This is a genomic window from Ferrimonas sp. SCSIO 43195 (genome assembly GCF_023716685.1).
Classification (GTDB): domain Bacteria; phylum Pseudomonadota; class Gammaproteobacteria; order Enterobacterales; family Shewanellaceae; genus Ferrimonas; species Ferrimonas kyonanensis.
On sequence record NZ_CP072679.1, the window covers coordinates 1,396,468 to 1,414,486 of the forward strand.

At 57.8% G+C, this 18,019-nt stretch carries 17 protein-coding genes; 8 read left to right on the plus strand and 9 right to left on the minus strand.

Translation table 11 applies throughout. From position 1 onward, the window contains the following. The first annotated feature begins 7 nt into the window (after window positions 1-7). From J8Z22_RS06750 to J8Z22_RS06785, 8 genes are all read left to right on the plus strand, one after another. The gene (locus tag J8Z22_RS06750) at window positions 8-973 is read left to right on the plus strand and encodes a beta-ketoacyl-ACP synthase III (RefSeq protein ID WP_028113713.1); all 966 of its coding nucleotides are present in this window, start codon (window positions 8-10) and stop codon (window positions 971-973) included. A 9-nt stretch (window positions 974-982) separates the two neighbouring features. Further along, window positions 983-1,906, plus strand: a complete 924-nt coding sequence (gene fabD / locus J8Z22_RS06755; RefSeq protein ID WP_252009625.1) for an ACP S-malonyltransferase — start codon at window positions 983-985, stop codon at window positions 1,904-1,906. Between the two features lie 17 nt (window positions 1,907-1,923). Further along, complete coding sequence (gene fabG, locus J8Z22_RS06760; protein WP_028113711.1) at window positions 1,924-2,670, plus strand: 3-oxoacyl-ACP reductase FabG; 747 nt, start codon at window positions 1,924-1,926, stop codon at window positions 2,668-2,670. 165 nt (window positions 2,671-2,835) lie between these two features. Next, window positions 2,836-3,069 (plus strand): acyl carrier protein, encoded by a 234-nt coding sequence (gene acpP / locus J8Z22_RS06765; RefSeq protein ID WP_028113710.1) that lies wholly within the window; start codon window positions 2,836-2,838, stop codon window positions 3,067-3,069. A 62-nt stretch (window positions 3,070-3,131) separates the two neighbouring features. After that, window positions 3,132-4,370 (plus strand): beta-ketoacyl-ACP synthase II, encoded by a 1,239-nt coding sequence (fabF, locus tag J8Z22_RS06770; protein ID WP_252009626.1) that lies wholly within the window; start codon window positions 3,132-3,134, stop codon window positions 4,368-4,370. 56 nt (window positions 4,371-4,426) lie between these two features. Next, complete coding sequence (locus tag J8Z22_RS06775; RefSeq protein WP_252009628.1) at window positions 4,427-4,945, plus strand: prepilin-type N-terminal cleavage/methylation domain-containing protein; 519 nt, start codon at window positions 4,427-4,429, stop codon at window positions 4,943-4,945. A 527-nt stretch (window positions 4,946-5,472) separates the two neighbouring features. Further along, a complete protein-coding gene (locus J8Z22_RS06780; protein ID WP_252009630.1) occupies window positions 5,473-6,600 on the plus strand; it encodes an efflux RND transporter periplasmic adaptor subunit in 1,128 nt (375 codons plus the stop codon). Between the two features lie 6 nt (window positions 6,601-6,606). Beyond that, window positions 6,607-9,711, plus strand: coding sequence for an efflux RND transporter permease subunit (locus J8Z22_RS06785; RefSeq protein ID WP_252009632.1), 3,105 nt, complete (start codon window positions 6,607-6,609; stop codon window positions 9,709-9,711). Between the two features lie 234 nt (window positions 9,712-9,945). On the opposite strand, the gene J8Z22_RS06790 is transcribed toward J8Z22_RS06785, so the two are convergent. The 9 genes from J8Z22_RS06790 to J8Z22_RS06830 are packed head-to-tail and all read right to left on the minus strand — an operon-like array spanning window position 9,946 to window position 18,018. Beyond that, window positions 9,946-10,557: an OmpA family protein gene (locus J8Z22_RS06790; protein WP_252009634.1), complete on the minus strand. Its 612-nt coding sequence runs from the start codon at window positions 10,555-10,557 to the stop codon at window positions 9,946-9,948. A 6-nt stretch (window positions 10,558-10,563) separates the two neighbouring features. After that, window positions 10,564-12,072, minus strand: coding sequence for a TadE/TadG family type IV pilus assembly protein (locus J8Z22_RS06795; protein ID WP_252009637.1), 1,509 nt, complete (start codon window positions 12,070-12,072; stop codon window positions 10,564-10,566). Beyond that, window positions 12,072-12,590: a tight adherence pilus pseudopilin TadF gene (tadF, locus tag J8Z22_RS06800; RefSeq protein WP_252009639.1), complete on the minus strand. Its 519-nt coding sequence runs from the start codon at window positions 12,588-12,590 to the stop codon at window positions 12,072-12,074. The genes J8Z22_RS06795 and tadF overlap by 1 nt, the downstream gene beginning before the upstream one ends. Continuing rightward, window positions 12,580-13,053 carry a TadE/TadG family type IV pilus assembly protein gene (locus tag J8Z22_RS06805; protein WP_028113706.1) on the minus strand — a complete coding sequence of 158 codons (474 nt, stop codon included), beginning with the start codon at window positions 13,051-13,053 and terminating at the stop codon, window positions 12,580-12,582. Before J8Z22_RS06805 ends, tadF begins: the two co-directional genes overlap by 11 nt. Before the next feature lie 10 nt (window positions 13,054-13,063). Beyond that, the gene (locus J8Z22_RS06810) at window positions 13,064-13,759 is read right to left on the minus strand and encodes a lipopolysaccharide assembly protein LapB (protein ID WP_252009641.1); all 696 of its coding nucleotides are present in this window, start codon (window positions 13,757-13,759) and stop codon (window positions 13,064-13,066) included. Then, entirely contained in the window at window positions 13,756-14,604 is an 849-nt protein-coding gene (locus tag J8Z22_RS06815) for a type II secretion system F family protein (RefSeq protein WP_252009643.1), read from the minus strand. Before J8Z22_RS06815 ends, J8Z22_RS06810 begins: the two co-directional genes overlap by 4 nt. After that, window positions 14,604-15,509 (minus strand): type II secretion system F family protein, encoded by a 906-nt coding sequence (locus J8Z22_RS06820; protein ID WP_028113703.1) that lies wholly within the window; start codon window positions 15,507-15,509, stop codon window positions 14,604-14,606. The genes J8Z22_RS06815 and J8Z22_RS06820 overlap by 1 nt, the downstream gene beginning before the upstream one ends. Beyond that, a complete protein-coding gene (locus tag J8Z22_RS06825; protein ID WP_252009645.1) occupies window positions 15,506-16,786 on the minus strand; it encodes a CpaF family protein in 1,281 nt (426 codons plus the stop codon). Before J8Z22_RS06825 ends, J8Z22_RS06820 begins: the two co-directional genes overlap by 4 nt. Continuing rightward, window positions 16,783-18,018, minus strand: a complete 1,236-nt coding sequence (locus J8Z22_RS06830; protein ID WP_252009648.1) for a chromosome partitioning protein ParA — start codon at window positions 18,016-18,018, stop codon at window positions 16,783-16,785. Before J8Z22_RS06830 ends, J8Z22_RS06825 begins: the two co-directional genes overlap by 4 nt. Between the last annotated feature and the right edge of the window lies 1 nt (window position 18,019).

An 18,019-nucleotide genomic window follows, 5' to 3' on the forward strand; every position in this document is an offset into this window, starting at 1 on the left:
TATTCCTATGCATACAAAAATTTTAGGTACTGGGAGCTACTTGCCCACCCAGATCCGCACCAATGCCGATCTGGAACAAATGGTGGACACCACCGACGAGTGGATCCTGGAGCGCACCGGCATTCGCCAGCGTCATATCGCCACCGGCGAAGAGACGGTGTCCTACATGAGCCATCAGGCTTCGGTAAAGGCGCTGGAGATGGCCGGGGTGGACGCGTCCGAGATCGACATGATCATCTGTGGCACCTGCAGTGCCGCCAATGCGTTCCCGTCTGCGGCCTGTGAAGTGCAGGCGATGCTGGGCATTCAGGGCATTCCTGCCTTTGATGTGGCGGCGGCCTGCAGTGGCTTTATCTATGCCCTGGCAGTGGCGGATCAGTTCGTGAAATCCGGTGCCTGTCAGAAGGTGCTGGTGATCGGTGCCGATGCCCTGGCAGACCTGTGCGATCCGGATGACCGCTCCACCATCATCCTGTTTGGTGACGGCGCCGGTGCCGCCGTGGTTGGTGCTTCTGAGCAGCCCGGCGTGATGTCGACCCACATCCATGCGGATGGTCGCCATGGCCCACTGCTAAAAGCGGCCAACCCGGTTCGCAGCAAGACCCCTCGCGCAACCAGCGAAGAGGAATACATGTTTATGAAGGGCAATGACGTGTTTAAGCACGCCGTTACCCGCTTGGCCCAAGTGGTGGAAGAGACTCTGGTGGACAACCAGATGGACAAGTCGGAGATCGACTGGCTGGTTCCCCACAATGCCAACTATCGCATCATCAAGGCTACGGCCAAAAAGCTGGGCATGGGCATGGACCAGGTGGTACTGACCCTGGCCGAACACGGCAACACTTCGGCGGCTTCGGTGCCGATCGCCCTGGATGTGGCGGTCCGTGATGGCCGTATTCAACGCGGTCAGGTGTTGTTGCTGGAAGCCTTTGGTGCCGGCTTTGCCTGGGGCTCGGCCCTGGTTAAATTCTAAGGATTCATCATGTCTAAATTTGCATTCGTATTTCCCGGTCAGGGAAGCCAAACCGTTGGCATGCTGGCCGAACTGGCCGCAGAAAACGAGGTCGTCAGTCAGACTTTTGCCGAGGCCTCAGAGGTGCTGGGCTATGACCTGTGGAACCTGGTTAGCCAGGGCCCGGCCGAGGATCTGAATCAGACCCAGCGTACTCAGCCTGCGTTGCTGGCCGCCAGTGTGGCGCTGTACCGCGCTTACCGTCAGGCCGGTGGCGCGGTTCCAGCGGCCATGGCGGGCCACAGCCTGGGTGAATACTCCGCCCTGGTGTGTGCCGGTGTACTGGATTTTAAAGACGCCATTAAACTGGTGGAACTGCGTGGCCTGGCGATGCAGGATGCCGTTCCAGCCGGAACCGGTGCCATGTATGCCATTATCGGCCTGGATGATGACGCCATTGCTGCCGCCTGTGAGCAGGCCGCTCAAGGGCAGGTGGTGTCGCCGGTGAACTACAACAGCCCGGGTCAGGTGGTGATTGCCGGTGAAAAAGACGCCGTGGAACGTGCCGGTGCCCTGTGTAAGGAAGCCGGCGCCAAGCGTGCGCTGCCGCTGCCGGTCAGCGTGCCGTCTCACTGTGCCCTGATGAAGCCTGCTGCCGACAAGCTGGCACTGGCGTTGAATGATCTGACCCTGAGTGCCCCAGAGGTGCCGGTGATCAACAACGTTGATGTGACCGCCGAATCCGATGCCGATGCCATTCGTCAGGCACTGGTTCGACAGCTGTACAGCCCGGTTCGCTGGACCGAAACCATCAACGCCATGGCTGAGCAAGGGATTGAAACTACCTACGAATGCGGGCCGGGCAAGGTCCTGACCGGTCTGGCGAAACGAATTAACAAGACGATCTCCGCTGCGGCGCTGAACTGTCCAGCAACTTTAGCTGCGGCGTTATAATAAGGAATAAACTTCTCATGACCATTAGCATCGATTTGACCGGAAAAGTGGCCCTGGTAACCGGCGCCAGCCGTGGCATCGGTCGCGCGGTTGCCGAAACTCTGGTGGCTGCCGGCGCCAAGGTGATCGGCACCGCCACCAGCGAGCGCGGCGCCGCCGCCATCAGCGAGTACCTGGGGACTCATGGCCAGGGTATGGTCCTTAATGTGACCGAACAGAGCTCCGTTGAGGAACTTTTTGCGGCGATTAAGGCCGAACATGGTGATATCGATATTCTGGTGAACAACGCCGGTATTACCCGTGACAACCTGATGATGCGGATGAAGGAAGAGGAGTGGTGCGACATCATCGACACCAACCTGACCTCCCTGTTCCGCACCTCCAAGGCGGTACTGCGGGCGATGATGAAAAAGCGCGCCGGTCGAATCATCAACATTGGTTCCGTGGTGGGTACCATGGGCAACCCCGGCCAGGCCAATTATTGTGCCGCTAAAGCCGGTCTGCTGGGCTTTACCAAGTCGCTGGCCAAAGAGGTTGCCAGCCGTGGCATTACCGTCAACGCGGTGGCTCCGGGTTTCATCCAGACCGACATGACCGAAGAGCTTAATGATGACCAGAAACAAGCCATCATGAGCCAGGTGCCGGTGGCCCGTTTGGGTCAGGCCAAAGAAATTGCTGATGCGGTTGTATTTCTGGCGTCAGATCGTGCAAGCTATATCACAGGCGAAACCCTGCACGTCAACGGCGGAATGGTAATGGCCTAATTTAGGCTGAAACCGTGATCCAGTAGCTAATTTGAAGCGAAATTCGGCTAAATGAAGTCATCTCCGTGGTTTGACCACAAAAGCGTGACTTGCATTGTCAGACGAATCGAATAAACTACTCGCAACTCTACGCAATGGCGTAAAATTAATAGGAAAGCGAAGACTATGAGCAACATCGAAGAACGCGTTAAGAAGATCATTATCGAACAGCTGGGCGTGAAAGAAGACGACGTAAAAGCTGAAGCTTCTTTCGTTGATGACCTGGGTGCTGACTCTCTGGACACCGTTGAGCTGGTAATGGCTCTGGAAGAAGAGTTCGATACTGAGATTCCTGACGAAGAAGCAGAAAAGATCACTACCGTTCAGGCAGCGATCGACTACGTAACGGCTAACCAGTAAGCCGACGAATTTTAAAACAGGCGGCTTGGGCCGCCTGTTTTTGTTTCTGACGGAGAATAAAAATGACCAAGCGCCGCATTGTGGTCACAGGCCTTGGGGCGGTTACCCCAGTTGGCCATGACGTTGATACTACCTGGGCCAACGTACTGGCCGGTCAGAGTGGTGTCACGCCCATCAGCCACTTCGATGCCAGCGAATTCGCTGTCCGCTTCTCTGCCTCGGTCAAGGATTTTGATATTGAGGCTTATCTTTCCAAGAAAGATGCCCGCAAGATGGACCTGTTTATTCAGTACGGAATGGCCGCGTCCATGCAGGCGTTCAAGGATTCCGGACTGGAAGTGAACGACACTAATGCCCATCGCATCGGTGCTGCCATCGGTGCCGGCATGGGCGGACTGCAGTTGATTGAAGCCAATCACAGCCAGTTTGTTAAATCCGGCCCGCGCCGCATCTCACCGTTCTTTGTGCCATCCACCATCATCAACATGATTGCCGGTCACCTGTCGATCATGTACGGCTTTACTGGCCCGAACATCGCCATCACCACTGCCTGTACCACCGGTGTACACAACATCGGTCACGCGGCGCGGATGATTGCCTATGGCGATGCCGACGTGATGATTGCCGGCGGTGCCGAGATGGCCACCACCGAACTGGGGGTGGGCGGTTTCGCGTCAGCCAAGGCATTGTCGACCCGCAACGACGAGCCCACCAAGGCCAGCCGTCCCTGGGATAAAGACCGCGATGGCTTCGTGATCGGTGACGGTGCCGGCATGATCGTGCTGGAAGAGTACGAGCACGCCAAGGCCCGCGGTGCCAAGATCTACGCCGAACTGGTTGGTTTTGGCATGAGTGGCGACGCCCACCACATGACGTCACCACCGAGTGACGGTCGTGGTGGGGCGGCGGCGATGACCAATGCCCTGAATGACGCCGGTGTGGCGCCAGAATCGGTGGGTTACATCAACGCCCACGGCACCTCTACGCCTGCCGGTGATATCGCCGAAGTTAACGGCGTTAAGTCGGTGTTCGGCGAACATGCCTACAAGTTGATGATGGGTTCCACCAAATCCATGACCGGTCACCTGTTGGGGGCCGCCGGTGCGGTTGAATCGATCTTCACCATCCTGGCCCTGCGTGATCAGCAGGTGCCACCGACCATCAATCTGGACAACCCGGATGAAGGCTGCGATCTGGACTTCGTCGGTCCGGTTGCGCGTCAGGCCGAGTTGGAGTACGCCCTGTGTAACTCCTTCGGCTTTGGTGGTACCAACGGCTCTCTGTTGTTTAAGAAAGCCTGATTCAAAGGGGCACCGCCCGGTGCCCCCTGTTTTTCCTTTCCAATGTGAGTTCTTAGATGGCATACGTGGTTGCTAAGCCCCGGGGCTTTACCCTGGTTGAACTGATTATCGTTATCGTGGTGCTGGCGGTGTTGGCGGTGGTGGCGGCGCCATCATTGATTGCCCCCTCCTCAGAAGCCAGACAGCAGAGTCTGAACGCTTTTGCCGGCGCCTTTACCGAAGCGGAGCGGCTGGTGATTACCAAGTTCAAGCTGGAGGGGCTGGATATGAATGCGGCCACCAGCCAGGCCTTGTACGACGACAACAACGTCGAGTTGGTGTCCTCTGCTCATGGCACCATTAAGCTGACTCCCCATAACCTCCACGGCATGATGGACATTGATGGTTTTGTGGTAGTGGGCGATGCCATGGAAACCGAGGTGGTGGTAGTACCTTCCGGATTCGATTCGTTGGTGGACGGTGAAAGCTCCAACGCCATGGTGACCAAAGCCAAGGCGACTCAGTGTTACCTGTCACTGACCCGCCCCAGCGGTGCAGACAAAGTGGCCCAGGCCATTACCCTTAGCGGCTGCTAACTGGCACATTGATGAAAAAAAACGGCGCCTATTGGTGCCGTTTTTTGTGTTTGGGGCGGGTTATTGCCGCTGCGCCGACTGTCCAGGTTTGGCTCGTTAGGGGGCGCTGCCAAGGCGCCGGTTGGCGTGGCCTGTGACGGCTTGTCCCAGTTGATGGCAGTTGCTGTAACTGCGGCATGATTCAAAGTGAATGTTATGGTGGTGGTGTGGCTGTTAGCAATTGAGGGGAAATGTCAATGTTGTAAACGGGTTGCCATTTCAATTAGACTTTCCTTGCCCCAACCAAGGGACAAGTCGGTTGGCGGTGACAATTTGAATGCGATACAGCGATGAGCGATTGATGGTACGCGAGAGCGTAATAAATGTGCACCGCCTAAGGGCGAGCATTCCAGGGTGTAAGTTTGTGATCTTTCCCAGACACAGATGGCAGCCGGGTCGGCAACACTAGACTCGCATATTTTAACTTCAGGGTGGTCAGCTACTTAACCTAAACCGTAGTGCTGCCCGAGTTTTAATATGAGGCCATCATGACTAAACTACGCCGCTGGGGTGGGACTTTGCTCATCTCCACGTTATTGATTACTCCGTTTGCCGCTTATAAAGCGTTTGAAATTCGCTCTGCCATGGCCATGGTTGAGCACTTTCCCGAACACTCTGAGACCGTTACGTCAGCCACCGCACACACGGTGCAGCATCAGCCACAGCTCACCGTTATGGGCGAAGTGGTGATGCCTGAGCATCTGGTGATCAGCAACGAACTTGCTGGTAGAGTCGGCCAGATTGCGGTCAAGCCAGGGCAACAGGTTGAAAAGGGGCAACTGCTGCTGCTGCTGGAGATCAGCGAAGAGCTGGCCCGCCAACGCTCAGCACGAGCCAAACTCAAGCACACCAAGCTGAAGCTCGAGCGGATTCGGGCTCTTAAAAAAACTCAGGCCGCCAGCCAGTCGCAACAAGATGAACTGATCGCCGAACTGGAGATCGCCGAAGCCGAATTGGATCTGCTGCAAAGTACCATCGATAAGAAAACCCTCAGAGCGCCGTTTGCTGGCACTGTGGGCTTGTTTCAATTGGAGCCGGGCAGTTACCTGAACGCCAACACCCAAATCGGCACTCTGAGTGGCACCCAGCCGTGGACCTGGGTCGAATTTGAGCTTCCTCAGTTTTACTCCAAACTTCCCTTGGGCGCCGAAGTGACGATTAGTGGGCAGTACCAAAACGCCCCGCCGATGACGGCAACGGTGATCGCCAGTGACACCACCATCAACACCAATACCCGTACACAGCGCTACCGCAGCCGTCTCCCTGAAAAGCATGACTTGACCCACAACCAGGCGGTCAGGGTTATTGCGCCAAACGGTGCACCGCGGTCACTGCAACAGGTGCCACTGGAAGCCGTTCAGCGCGACGCTTATGGCAACTTTGTTTATCTGCTAAACCACTCTGAAGCCGAACCCGATGCGATTCGAGCTCAGCGCCAGCCGGTGACTCTGTATCGCCAGTTCGAGCACTACGCCCTGCTCAGCCAAGGCCTCAGTGGTGGTGAACAACTGGCGGCGAATGGCGCCTTTAAGCTCTACCCTGGTGTGCTGGTGAATATTGCGCCGCCTTCGCCACAGCCTGAAATCGGCAGCCAACTCTCTCAACACGAGGAGTAATCACGGATGAGCATCTTTATTCGAAAGCCAGCCCTGTCCCTGGTCATTACCCTGTTGCTGATTCTCAGTGGCCTGCTGGCGATGACCAAAATTCCGGTGCTGCAATTCCCTCAGCTGAACAGTGCCTCTTTCGTGATCACCACCCGCTTTGAAGGCTCTTCCGCCGATGTGGTTCAGGGCTTTATCACCGACCCCATCGAGCGGGTAGCAATGACGGTGCCCGGAGTCGATTATGTGGACTCGCAAACCACGGCCGGTCAGAGTCTGGTGACCGTGTGGCTGCAGCAGGGCGCCGATAATACCGAGGCACTGGCTCAGTTGACGTCCCAACTGAATCAAATCCGCTACGAGTTTCCCACCAGTGCCGAAGACCCGGCAATTACCGTGCAGCGCGCCGATCGCTCCGGCGCCGTATTCTATCTGGCAGTGGCGAGTGGCAACCTGTCTCGGTCCGAGGTAACCGACACCTTAAAGCGGCAGGTGATCCCACGCCTGTCCGCCATCGACGGCGTTCAGCGAATCGGTCTGCATGGCGATCGCGACCCGGCCATGCGCATCTGGCTGGATCCAATTCGCCTGGCAGCTCTTAACATGGGCGCCCACCAGGTATGGCAAGCCCTAGAGGCCAATAACGTATTGGCGACATTGGGCAAAACAGAAAACCCCAGTCAACAGATCAACGTGTTGAGCAACTCATTGCTGAAAACCCCTCAGGCGTTTCGAGATCTGGTTCTGTTAAACGACGGCAGCACTGTGGTTCGCCTTGGGGACATCGCCCGAGTTGAGCTTGGCGAAAGCACCGGCTCAGAAACCACCCGCGTCGACAAACAGCAGCAGGTGTTCATTGCCGTCTGGCCACAACCCGGTGCCAATGAGATCGCCATTGGTGACGATCTCTACCCAATGCTCGATCAGATTAACGGGGTTCTGGACCATGGCCTTGCAATTAACATCGCCTACGATGGCACCACTTATATGCGCCAAGCCCTGAAGGAGATTGTCATCACCTTGCTGGAAACCGTGGTGGTTGTGGGCATTGTGGTGATGGCCTTGATGGGCTCATTGCGCACCGCCATCGTGCCTCTGGTGACCATTCCCCTGTCGATTCTTGGCGCCATTGCGGTGATCTGGGCCATGGGGTTTTCGTTAAACCTGCTCACCATTCTGGCCATCGTACTGTCGGTGGGTCTGGTGGTCGACGACGCCATTGTGGTGGCAGAAAATGTCGCTCGATATATACGCCAGGGGCACAGGCCCATCGAGGCCGCACTCACCAGTTCCAAAGAACTGTTGCGGCCGATTATTGCCATGACTCTGACCTTGATGGTGGTCTATCTGCCCATCGGCTTTGTCAGTGGCTTAACCGGCAGCCTGTTTCGGGAGTTTGCCTTCACCTTAGCCTGCGCGGTGACCATCTCCGGCGTGGTGGCTTTAACCTTGTCGCCCATCTTAAGCGCCCGAGTATTCCGCAGTCAGACCGACGCCACTCAGGCGGGGCAGACCTCCCTGAGCGTTCGGGTCAATACCCAGTTTGAGCGTCTGCAAGCCGGCTATGGCCGAGTGCTTGACCGCTGCTTCGGCTACCGCCCGCAACTGCTGACCTTGGCGACCCTGTTTGCCTTGATGATGCTGCCATTCTACCTGCTGTCACAGAAAGAACTCGCCCCTGCCGAGGATCAAAACGGCATGCTGCTGATTGTCGAAGCCCCGGCGCACGCCTCCATCGACTACACCAATGCCCAAATGGACCAGGTGGTCGATGTGTTGGCGTCGGTGGAAGGCAATGAGAGCATCTGGCAGGTGCTGACGCCCAACTCCGGGTTCGGTGGCATCAGCCTGGTGGACTTCGAACGGCGCAGTCAAAGCGACCATGAGATGCTGCCGCAGATTTACCAGCGTCTTCGTAGCCTGTCCGGCCTTAGCGTGCTGCCGGTGCTGCACCCAGCCTTGCCGACAGCGGGTCAGTTTGATGTGGAGATAGTGGTACAAAGCGCCGACGACTACCAAAGTATGGAAGGTTATGCCTACCAGTTGCTGGCCGCCGCCTATGACAGTGGCCTGTTTATGTTTGTGACCACCGATCTTAAAGTGAATTTGCCACAATCCAGGCTGCAGTTTGATAACGATCGACTGGCGGATTTGGGCCTGACCATGCAAAGCGTCAGTGATCAGCTCAAAGCGATGAACTCAGAGCAGTTCGTTAATCGCTTCGACCGTGACGGCAAGTCCTATCGAGTCATCACCTTGCTCGACATCGGCACCCGCTTCAATCCAGAAGACCTGATGGATCAGACCCTGGTTAATGATCGTGGTGAGTGGATTCCCCTCCGTGCCATCGCCACCCTCACCGCCGAGGCGGGCCCCAAGACGCTGGGCAAGTTTAACCAGCAACGGGCCTTTCGCATTCAGGGAGGGATCGTTCCTGGCGTCACTAATGACATGGCGTTAACCGCGCTGGAACAGGCTGCCGAGGCGCTTCTGCCAGCGCACTACCAAGTGGATTATGCCGGCGTTTCCCGCCAGCTTCGCAGCGAAGGCAGCAGTTTGCTGTCGGTACTCGGTGCGGCTTTGGTGATGGTGTACTTGCTGCTGACGGTGCAGTTCAACAGCTTCCGGTTGCCCTGGATTGTGCTGCTCGGCTCGGTGCCATTGGCGCTAAGCGGTGCGTTAAGCTTCAGCTTCTTAAGCCTGACCACCATGAACATCTACGTCCAGATTGGCCTGGTTACCTTGGTGGCGCTGAACGCTCGCAACGCCATTCTGGTGGTGGAGTTTGCCAAAGAGTTGCAAAACCAGGGACTGAGCCGACTGCAGGCAGTGCGCCAGGCGGCCCAGACACGACTGCGCGCCATCATGATCACTACCTTTGCCACCGTGCTGGGGCACTTCCCGCTGGTGCTGGTGACCGGCGCCGGCGCCGCCGCCCGTAACAGCATCGGCATCACCTTGGTGGGCGGCATGGTGGTGGGCACCCTGCTGCTGCTGTTCGTGCTGCCCTGCGTCTATTTAACCATCGCCAAAGAAACCGACACGACCACTGACCTTGACACCAACTTTGGCGAGGCCCAAAACCTTAACCAACAGGGAGGGCTGGCGACAGAGAAAAACTAACAATCAGCAACACAGAACCACCGTGTATTACCGGGAAAAGTGGCTGTTACCTGCAAAAAGGTGTCGTCTTTTTCCCGGTATCCTTGGGCTAGATGATGGATACTCTTTCTCTTACTCACCGCTTCTAAGTGGTCGGTATTCCACCGTCAGGCCATTACCCTTAGCGGCTGCTAACTGGCACATTGATGAAAAAAAACGGCGCCTATTGGTGCCGTTTTTTGTGTTTGGGGCGGGTCAGTCGCGGCGAATCTCCACTCGACGATTGGCGGCCCGGCCTTCGCTGCTGTCGTTGCTTTTCCAGGGCTGACTTTCGCCGGCGCTAGTGCTGTCCAGGTTGGATTCGTCGACCCCCATCTCTACCAGCGCACGGCTGGCGGTATCGGCCCGGGCCAGACCCAGTTGTTGGTTGTAACTGGCGCTGCCACGGTCGTCGGTGTGGCCGGTAACCGCGATGGCCCGGGGGGCGTGTTTTAATCTCTGGGCCACCTCTTTCAGAATTGCCACCGACGCCGGAGTCAGATCGCTGCGGTCGAAATCAAAGTAGATGCGGGCCAGGGGATCGGTGTTAAGCAGGCCTTCGGCGCCCAGAAACTCCAGGCAGTCCTGGCCCAGGTCGATGGGCTGGCTGGGGACCGGCAGAGCCGGGTCTGATGCCAGCGGTTCTCTGATCTGCAGGCGGGTGTCGCGGTTGCTGCCGATGATGCTGGCTTGCTCAATCTGTACCCGGTGTTGAATCTGATAGTCGTCGAGCGCACACAGTTGTTGCAGGCGGGAGTTCGGATCCTGGCTGGCCAGGGTCGGGGTGGCCAGCAGGGCCACAGAGAGCAGATACAGAGGGATTTTCATAGTCCGTTACCCTGAATGTCGGTAGTAGAGACGGCTGATGCCATCGGTGCGGGCACCCTTGGCGATCAGCTCTTCAATTTTCTTCTTGAGATCACCGGAGCGGTTGACGTCGATCACTTCATTGGCGCAGCGCTCAAACGCCCGCTGCTCGGTGGCCTGATAGGCGATGCCGAGCACGCCGATGTACAACGGCAGGTCACTGCCTTTGAATTTGTCACGGATGGTGGTGCACAACCCCTTGTCCACCAGCTTGCCGAAAGTGTCGTGAAACGGTTGCTCGGAGCCGTCGGAGAGAATGATGATCATCTTGGCCCGGCGTTTGTACTCCTCCTGGACCGCTTCGGATGCGGCTGCCGAGGGGATGCCATCCGCCAGCACCTGGGCGCCGCGCATCAGCCCCTGAAATACCGCGGTATAACCGTTGGCATCCATGCTATTGATTTTGGGTGGGGTTTTAGCCAGCTCCAGGGTAGTAAAGTCGGTTTCGCACAGGCCCCAGCCGTACAGGTTCTGATATTGATTGGGGTGCAGATGAGCGCGGCTGGTCTTTTTCTCAAACACCTTATTGACCGATTTCTGGAAGGCGATGAAATCAAAGGGGTCCAGATAGTAGGCGTCTGAGTTGCCGGTTTCGGTTTTGGCGGCATCGAATACCTTGAGTACGGTGCGGGCCTCGGCCCGGGAGCGGCCATGGCAGTAGTAGCTGTTGTAGTTGTTGGCGCAGTAGTAGGCGTCGTTGTAGGAGTAGTTGCCCCAGTGCTGCCAGTGGACTGACTCGTAGTTGACCTCGGTACTGGTGTTACTCTTGTTTCGGTATCTTAGTTGGGTAATGCAGCGCTGACTGTTACCGATGCGCTCGCTGGTGCGCATGTTAAAGGGCACAAAGCCGACGCGGTGATCGAAGCCATCGGCCTTAGCCTGGGAGGACAGCAGGCTGGCAGTGATGGCGTTGATCTCCTCTTTCAGTACCTGAATCTTGGTTTTGTAGCTGTTCCAGCCGCGGTTCATGGAGTTGGAGAAGTCCGCCACAAACACGATGTCCAGATTGCGCTCCTGCTTGATGGGGTAGTTCTTGGCCACCGCCCGGTTGGCAATCTGCTCTTTGGCTGCAAAGCTGGGAATGGCGTCGCTGGCGAACCAGGACTGGTGTTGGGTGGTGGCGGTGACCCGGTACTGGATGTATTCCATCTCCTCCTCTTCGATCACCTCGGTGCCTTCGGTTTTTTGCACCTGCAGCTGGTCGACGGCGTCGATGTGACGCACGTAGGCGCGAACGTATTGCTCGGCCAGGTGGTTGGCGTAGGCCTGAGGTGTCTGGCCGCCGGCACCGGGAGCGCTGCGGTTGGCGATGGACACCGCCAGTGCTGCCGCCTCGGCGGCGTCCGCCAACCGGTTTTTCTTCTGAATGTAGCGGGTGCCCTCGATGGCCAGAAATACCATGCCAAACAGAGGGATCAACAGGAATACCAGATAGATGGCTGCCACGCCCCGTTGTCGCGTTATCCGGGTCTTCATCAGCGGCCCACCATGGTTGAGCTGGAAGCCAGTAGGTGGTCGCCAGCGGCCTTATCGAACCAGGCTTGTGAGTTCAGGCACAGCGTCACCTGGTACAGGGGGTAGCGCTTGCCGGCATCGTTTTCCGGCACCAGTTCGGAGAGGGCCTGAATGTCCTGCTCTGGAAGACAGGGGAGGGCGTCGAGGTAGCTGTTGCTGAAGCGCATTGGTTGGCCATCCACCAGGGATTGCAGAGCGATGCCAAAGCTGTTCGAAAGTTCAAGGCTTTCCCGTGCCAGCAGTCGGGCGGCGATCTGGGTCAGTTGATCGAAATCCTGCTGACTGACCGGCTCTCGGCCGGCGTAGAAACGGGTGCGTTCTTTGACCACATTGACCAGGGAATAGCTGACCCGGTCGAGGCGGGTGCGGTTGAGCAACTGCTGTGACAGGTCGGTACTGAACAGGAACAGCATCGCCAGAAACGCCAGTACAAAGGCCATCTCAATGGCAAAGGCGCCTCGTTGGTGATTATTGTGCATCTTGCCAGCCCTCATGTTCCTGAACCGACAGCAGCGAGCGGCGAATGGTGCGGTTGCCCACGGCGCCGACGAAATACACCGGTTGATAGTCGTAACTCAGTTCGATTTGAACGATGGGACAGCGTGGACAATTGACGCTGGGAGTGTTGTCTTCCAGTGCTTGCAGGCTGGGGTATTCATGGCGACTGAAGTGATAGCGATTCACTTCAACCAGGCTGTGCCACACCTGTCCCTGTTGACTGAACATGGCCGACAGGCGCTGGCTGTAGGACAGGTTCATGCGTTCGGATTCGAACACCTTGGTGTCGCGCACCGACTCCGACAGTGCCGCCTCGGTGAGGTTGATGATGTAGATAAACCGGCTCATCTCAAAGATGGCAAAGGTGGTTAGAAACAGCACGAAGGCGCCCAGGGCAAACTCGATGCTCAGTACGCCTCTTTGCTTGTTGGGTCGCCGAATCATGGAGTCACCTTCACAACTGTTGCAGCTGCTGAATCAGCGGCGCCAGTGGCTGTTGCGGATACAGGCTGGCCAACAGTCGCCGTGCCTGTTCCAGTTGATGATTTTTTACCAGCGACAGCGCCAGGTTGGCTTGCACCTGGGGGACGTCCGGGTGGGCGCGGTACACCGGCTCCAGCAGTGCTACCGCCTGTTGGTAGTGCCCTTGCTGCATCTGCAGCATCGCCAGGTTGTTTTTCACCGCCACTTCATCGTGACCTCGGAGCCGGGCCAGATTGAAGGCCCGTTCGGCCTCGTCGAAGCGCTTAAGCTGCGCCAGGGCAACCCCTTGACGCAAGGCCAGCTCGGACTCTGTCAGTCCCCGTTGTTCGGCCTTCTGATAGTTAAGGTAAGCAGCCTGATACTGTTGACGATCGCCGTGAATTTTCCCCTGCAGCAAGTATTGCTCGGGCAGGTCGCTGCCGAGGTCGCTTAAGTGGGAGAGGTAGAACTGGGCCGATTCCAGATCGTGATTCAGGTAGTAGCTGCGGGCCAGTTTCAGTAGCAGCTGAGGCTGATCCGGTTGCTGACTGAGTTGAGATTTGTACAGCTGAATCAGGCCGCCGTAGTTGGCGGCGGCGGTCAGCTGAGCTTCGGGGTCTTTGCGGACGTCGGTGGCGGCGCAGCCGCCGAGGGCGACGCACAGCGCCAGAAGGGTTACGCGCATCATTGACCAAACTCCATCATTAACTGGGAGATACCCGGTGCCAGAATCAGAATGACGATGGGAAACATGATCAGCAGGATCAGCGGAATGCTCATCTTTGCCGACAGTTTGCCAATCTTCTCCTCCATGCTCAGAACCTGCATTCGACGCATGTCTTCCGACAGGTCGCCCAGCACCTTGGCGATGGAGGTGCCGTACTGCAGGTTTTGAATCAGGGTAAAGGCGAAACTGCGCACCTCCGGGGTGGGCAGACGTTCGCTCAGATCGTGCAGGGCCTTCTCCAGTCCCTTGATGCTGGCGGCATCGGAGGTGCGACGAATCTGGTAGCACAGGTCCTTGTCGAAAGCCTGCAGTTCCTCGCCCAGATAGCGGAATGAAGCTTCGATGGTCATGCCGGTCTGAATGCACACCGCCATCATGTCGAGCATGTAGGGCAACTGGCGGGCGGTTTTGGTGATCAGCCACTTTTTTCTCAGCCCCAGGAGCAGGTCTGGCATCACGATGATGGTGATCAGCGACAGGGCGGCCAGCAGGATCTTGTTGGTCTGGCTGAGGTCGACCAGCACCACGGTCAACAGCGTCAATGCCAGCAGCACGTACTTGGCAGGCATGAAGTAGCGTGCCAGTGAGCCTTGGTAGATGCCGGCTTCGATCAGCTTTTGCTGCACCTCTTTTTGCTGGTTTTGCCCGAGGGTGCCGAGGAACTGGTTCAGCCAACTGATGGCGCTGCCGTCCTTTGGGGTCAGGTATTGGCGAATGCGGGCTTCCCGGGCCCGCTGGTTGATGGCCCGGGTGGCGAGCAGTGCCAGGGCCAGGCTGAAGGCTATAAACAGGGTCAGATACACCATCAGCGCACTCCCCGCACCAGCAGCCAGATAATGGTCAGGCCCAGGGCTTCGCTGCCGAGCACGTAAAACAGAATCCAGCGACCATCGGGGTGGAACAGCACAAACTGCAGGTCATCGGGGTTCATCAGGTGCATGATCCCCATGAACGCCAGCGGCAGGGCGGCGACGATTTTGGCCGACAGTCTGGCTTCCGAGGTCAGGGCCATCTTTTTCTTCTCCATGGCGCGGGAGTCCACCAGTACCCGAATCAGGCGAGCCATGACGTTTTTAAGTTGACCACCCCGGGTCATGTTGGCGCGGATGGTCACCACGAAGAACAGGTAGGCGGGGTAGGGAAAGCGTTTGCAGGAGCGTTTGAACACCGATTCCGGGGGTTCGCCCAGTTTCAGTCGCTCGCCGACGTGCTTGAATTCGCGGCCGATGGTGTTGTCCAGGGTCTTACCGACGTAGGTGATGGACTGAGTGACACTGTCACCGGCGGTGACCGCACTCATCATGATGTTGAGGGCATCGGGGAAGGTTTCTTCAAACTTGGTTTTACGGCGCCGCAGCATAAAGCTCCAGCCCCAGATGAAGGCCGCCAGGGTGATCAGCGCCGGCAGCAGCAGTGGGTGCAGTTGCAGCCACTTCTGATTGGCAAAGGTGGCGCCGGAGAACACCAGAGTCAGGAAGGCGCCAATCTTGATCCAGGCTCCGTCGCCGAGCAGATCCAGGGCGGGATCGGCCAGTTCTTTGAGTTTCAGGTAGAGGCGGGATTTTCCCAAGTTTTTCAGATTGACCGCCAAAGGGGTTTTTTCCTGCACCTGTTGCTCCGGCTTCAGGAACGCCGCTTTGGGATCGGGTCTGGTCTTGCCATACAGCAACAGGGCGAGGCCACCTAGCAGGCAGGCGATGTACAGACTCATGCCGGCACCCCGCTATGGAAGGCTTCCATCAACTCCTCCTGCAGACCGTAGTAGGAGGCTTGTTTCATCAATACCGAACGTTGCATCAGGCCGGAGGAGACGAACTCTCCGCTGATTTTGTCCTTGGCCTGGTGTTCATCGGAGTGGAATTGGAACAGCTCCTCCATCACCGCGTTGTCGCCTTCCAACCCCACCACTTCGGAGATGCTGGTGATTTTTCGAGAACCGTCACGCATGCGGCTGACCTGGACAATCAGATGAACGGCAGAGACGATGGTGCGGCGAATGGCGGTCAGCGGCAGGTTGAGGTTGGCCATCATCACCATCGATTCAATTCGAGCCAGGGCATCCCGCGGCGAGTTGGCGTGCAGGGTCGACATGGAGCCGTCGTGGCCGGTGTTCATGGCCTGCAGCATCTCAAAGGCTTCCGGGCCGCGGCACTCGCCGAGGATGATGCGGTCGGGCCGCATCCTCAGGGCGTTGATTACCAGAGAACGCTGGGTGATGGCTCCGGTGTTCTCGACGCTGGGAGCCCGGGTTTCCAGTCGCACCACATGAGGCTGCATCATCCGCAGTTCGGCGGCGTCCTCGATGGTGAGGATGCGCTCATCTTCGGCGATGTACTGGGACAGGGCATTGAGCAGGGTGGTTTTCCCCGAGCCGGTACCACCGGAAATCACTACGTTGAGACGGCAGCGGGCGGCGATCATCAGCACTCGGGCCATCGGCTCGGACAGGGTGCCGTACTTCACCATGTCTTCCAGGCCAATCTTCTGCTCGCGGAATTTGCGAATGGAGATGGTGGTGCCGTCCAGGGCGATGGGTTTCAGGACGATGTTGACCCGGCTGCCGTCATCCAGGCGGGCGTCCACCATCGGCGAGGACTCATCCACCCGCCGGCCGACCCGGGAGGCGATGCGCTGGGCAATCTCCACCAACTGCTGCTCGTTGACGAACGACAACTCGGAGCGGTGCAGGCGGCCGCCGCGCTCAAAGAAGATGTCGTTGACGCCGTTGACCATGATGTCGGTGATGCTGTCGTCTTCCATCAGTGGCTGCAGCGGCCCCAGTCCCACCAGTTCGTCCACCAGGTTCTTGACCAGGCCGGCCCGCATCACCGCCGGAACCGGGCTGGGGTAGTTGTTGGCCAGCACGCCGACGGCGCCCTCTATCTGGCCGGTCAGTTGTTGGCGGTCCATGCCGGAGATGGCACTGGCGTCCAGAACTTCGAAGATGCGGGTGCGAAAATCGGCGTAGATCGCCTTGCTGGTGCTCATCGTTTAAACACCTCTTTGAACAGGCTCAGGGGCGAGGTCCTTGAGGGGGCCAGTTGGCCATTGATCAGTTGATACAGGGCGGTGAGCGGTTTCTGTTTGCCGCTCTCCTGTTTATGCAATCGCCGCCCCTCCAGCACCATGTGAGCGAACTGCTTGTTAAACGGAATGACGATGTCGATCTCCGCCTCCAGAAACTGCTGCATCTCTTGCAGGTTGAGGGAGAAGGCACCGTCGGGTCGATGATAATTGACCACCGTCAGCAGCCGGGTTTCGGCGCCATTGGGCAGAGTGATTTTGCCGAGCTGCTCCATGATTCGCTGGGCATTGCGCAGCGAGGTCACCGAGGGCTCCTGCACCAGTACCACCATGTCGCTGCGCTTGGCCAGTACCGCCACATCCAGAGGGAAGTCGACCGAGGCGGAATAGTCTTCGACGATGAAATTGGTGCGGCGCAGCAGCAGGTCGCCGATGGAGTGACTGAACTCCATCAGATCTTTCTGTGGCCGGTTGCCGGTCAGGCCCAGCAGGTGCAGCCGTTTGCTGATGGGCGTCAGGTAGCTGAAGGCGGCATCCTCGTCCAGCTCGTGCAGTTGCACGGCGATGTTCTTGACATCGGTCTTGATGATGTCCTTGCGACACAAAATGATGTCGATGTTGCTGTTGAGGTATTTGTGATCCACCAACAGGGTTTCGGCGCCGGAGCCGGCCAGGGCCGAGGCCAGCTCGGTGGCGATCAGGGTGGTGCCGGTGCCGCCACGAGTGCCGATCACCGAGATGCGCTTGGCTTTGCGGTTCTGGCTGACCCCGGAGAATTTTTTCTGATTGCTGTGCACGTGGCGCAGGAAATCGGTGAACTCTTTTTTGTCTACCGGCCAAAACAGGTAGTAGAAGCCCATCGCCTTCAGTTCGCGCAAGGTGGTAATGGCGTTCTCCTTGCCCACCACCACGATGCCGCTCTTGTTGGGCATCTGGCTGGCAAAGCGGCGGGCATCGGCCACCACATCATTGGATTGGTTCAACTCCAGAATCACCAGATCCTGCAACTTGTCCACCGCAATCCTGGAGTGGGACTCCCGCTGGCACTCCGGCGCCGGCCAGCCCTCAAAGCGACAGATCTCCTCGATCAACTCATGAACTTCCGGGCTTTGATAGAACAGGCTGCAGCCACCGGGGCCGGTGTCCTGCTGCTCTTTCTTGGTCGATGCGCTGACCGCTTTGGCGAGATCAAACATG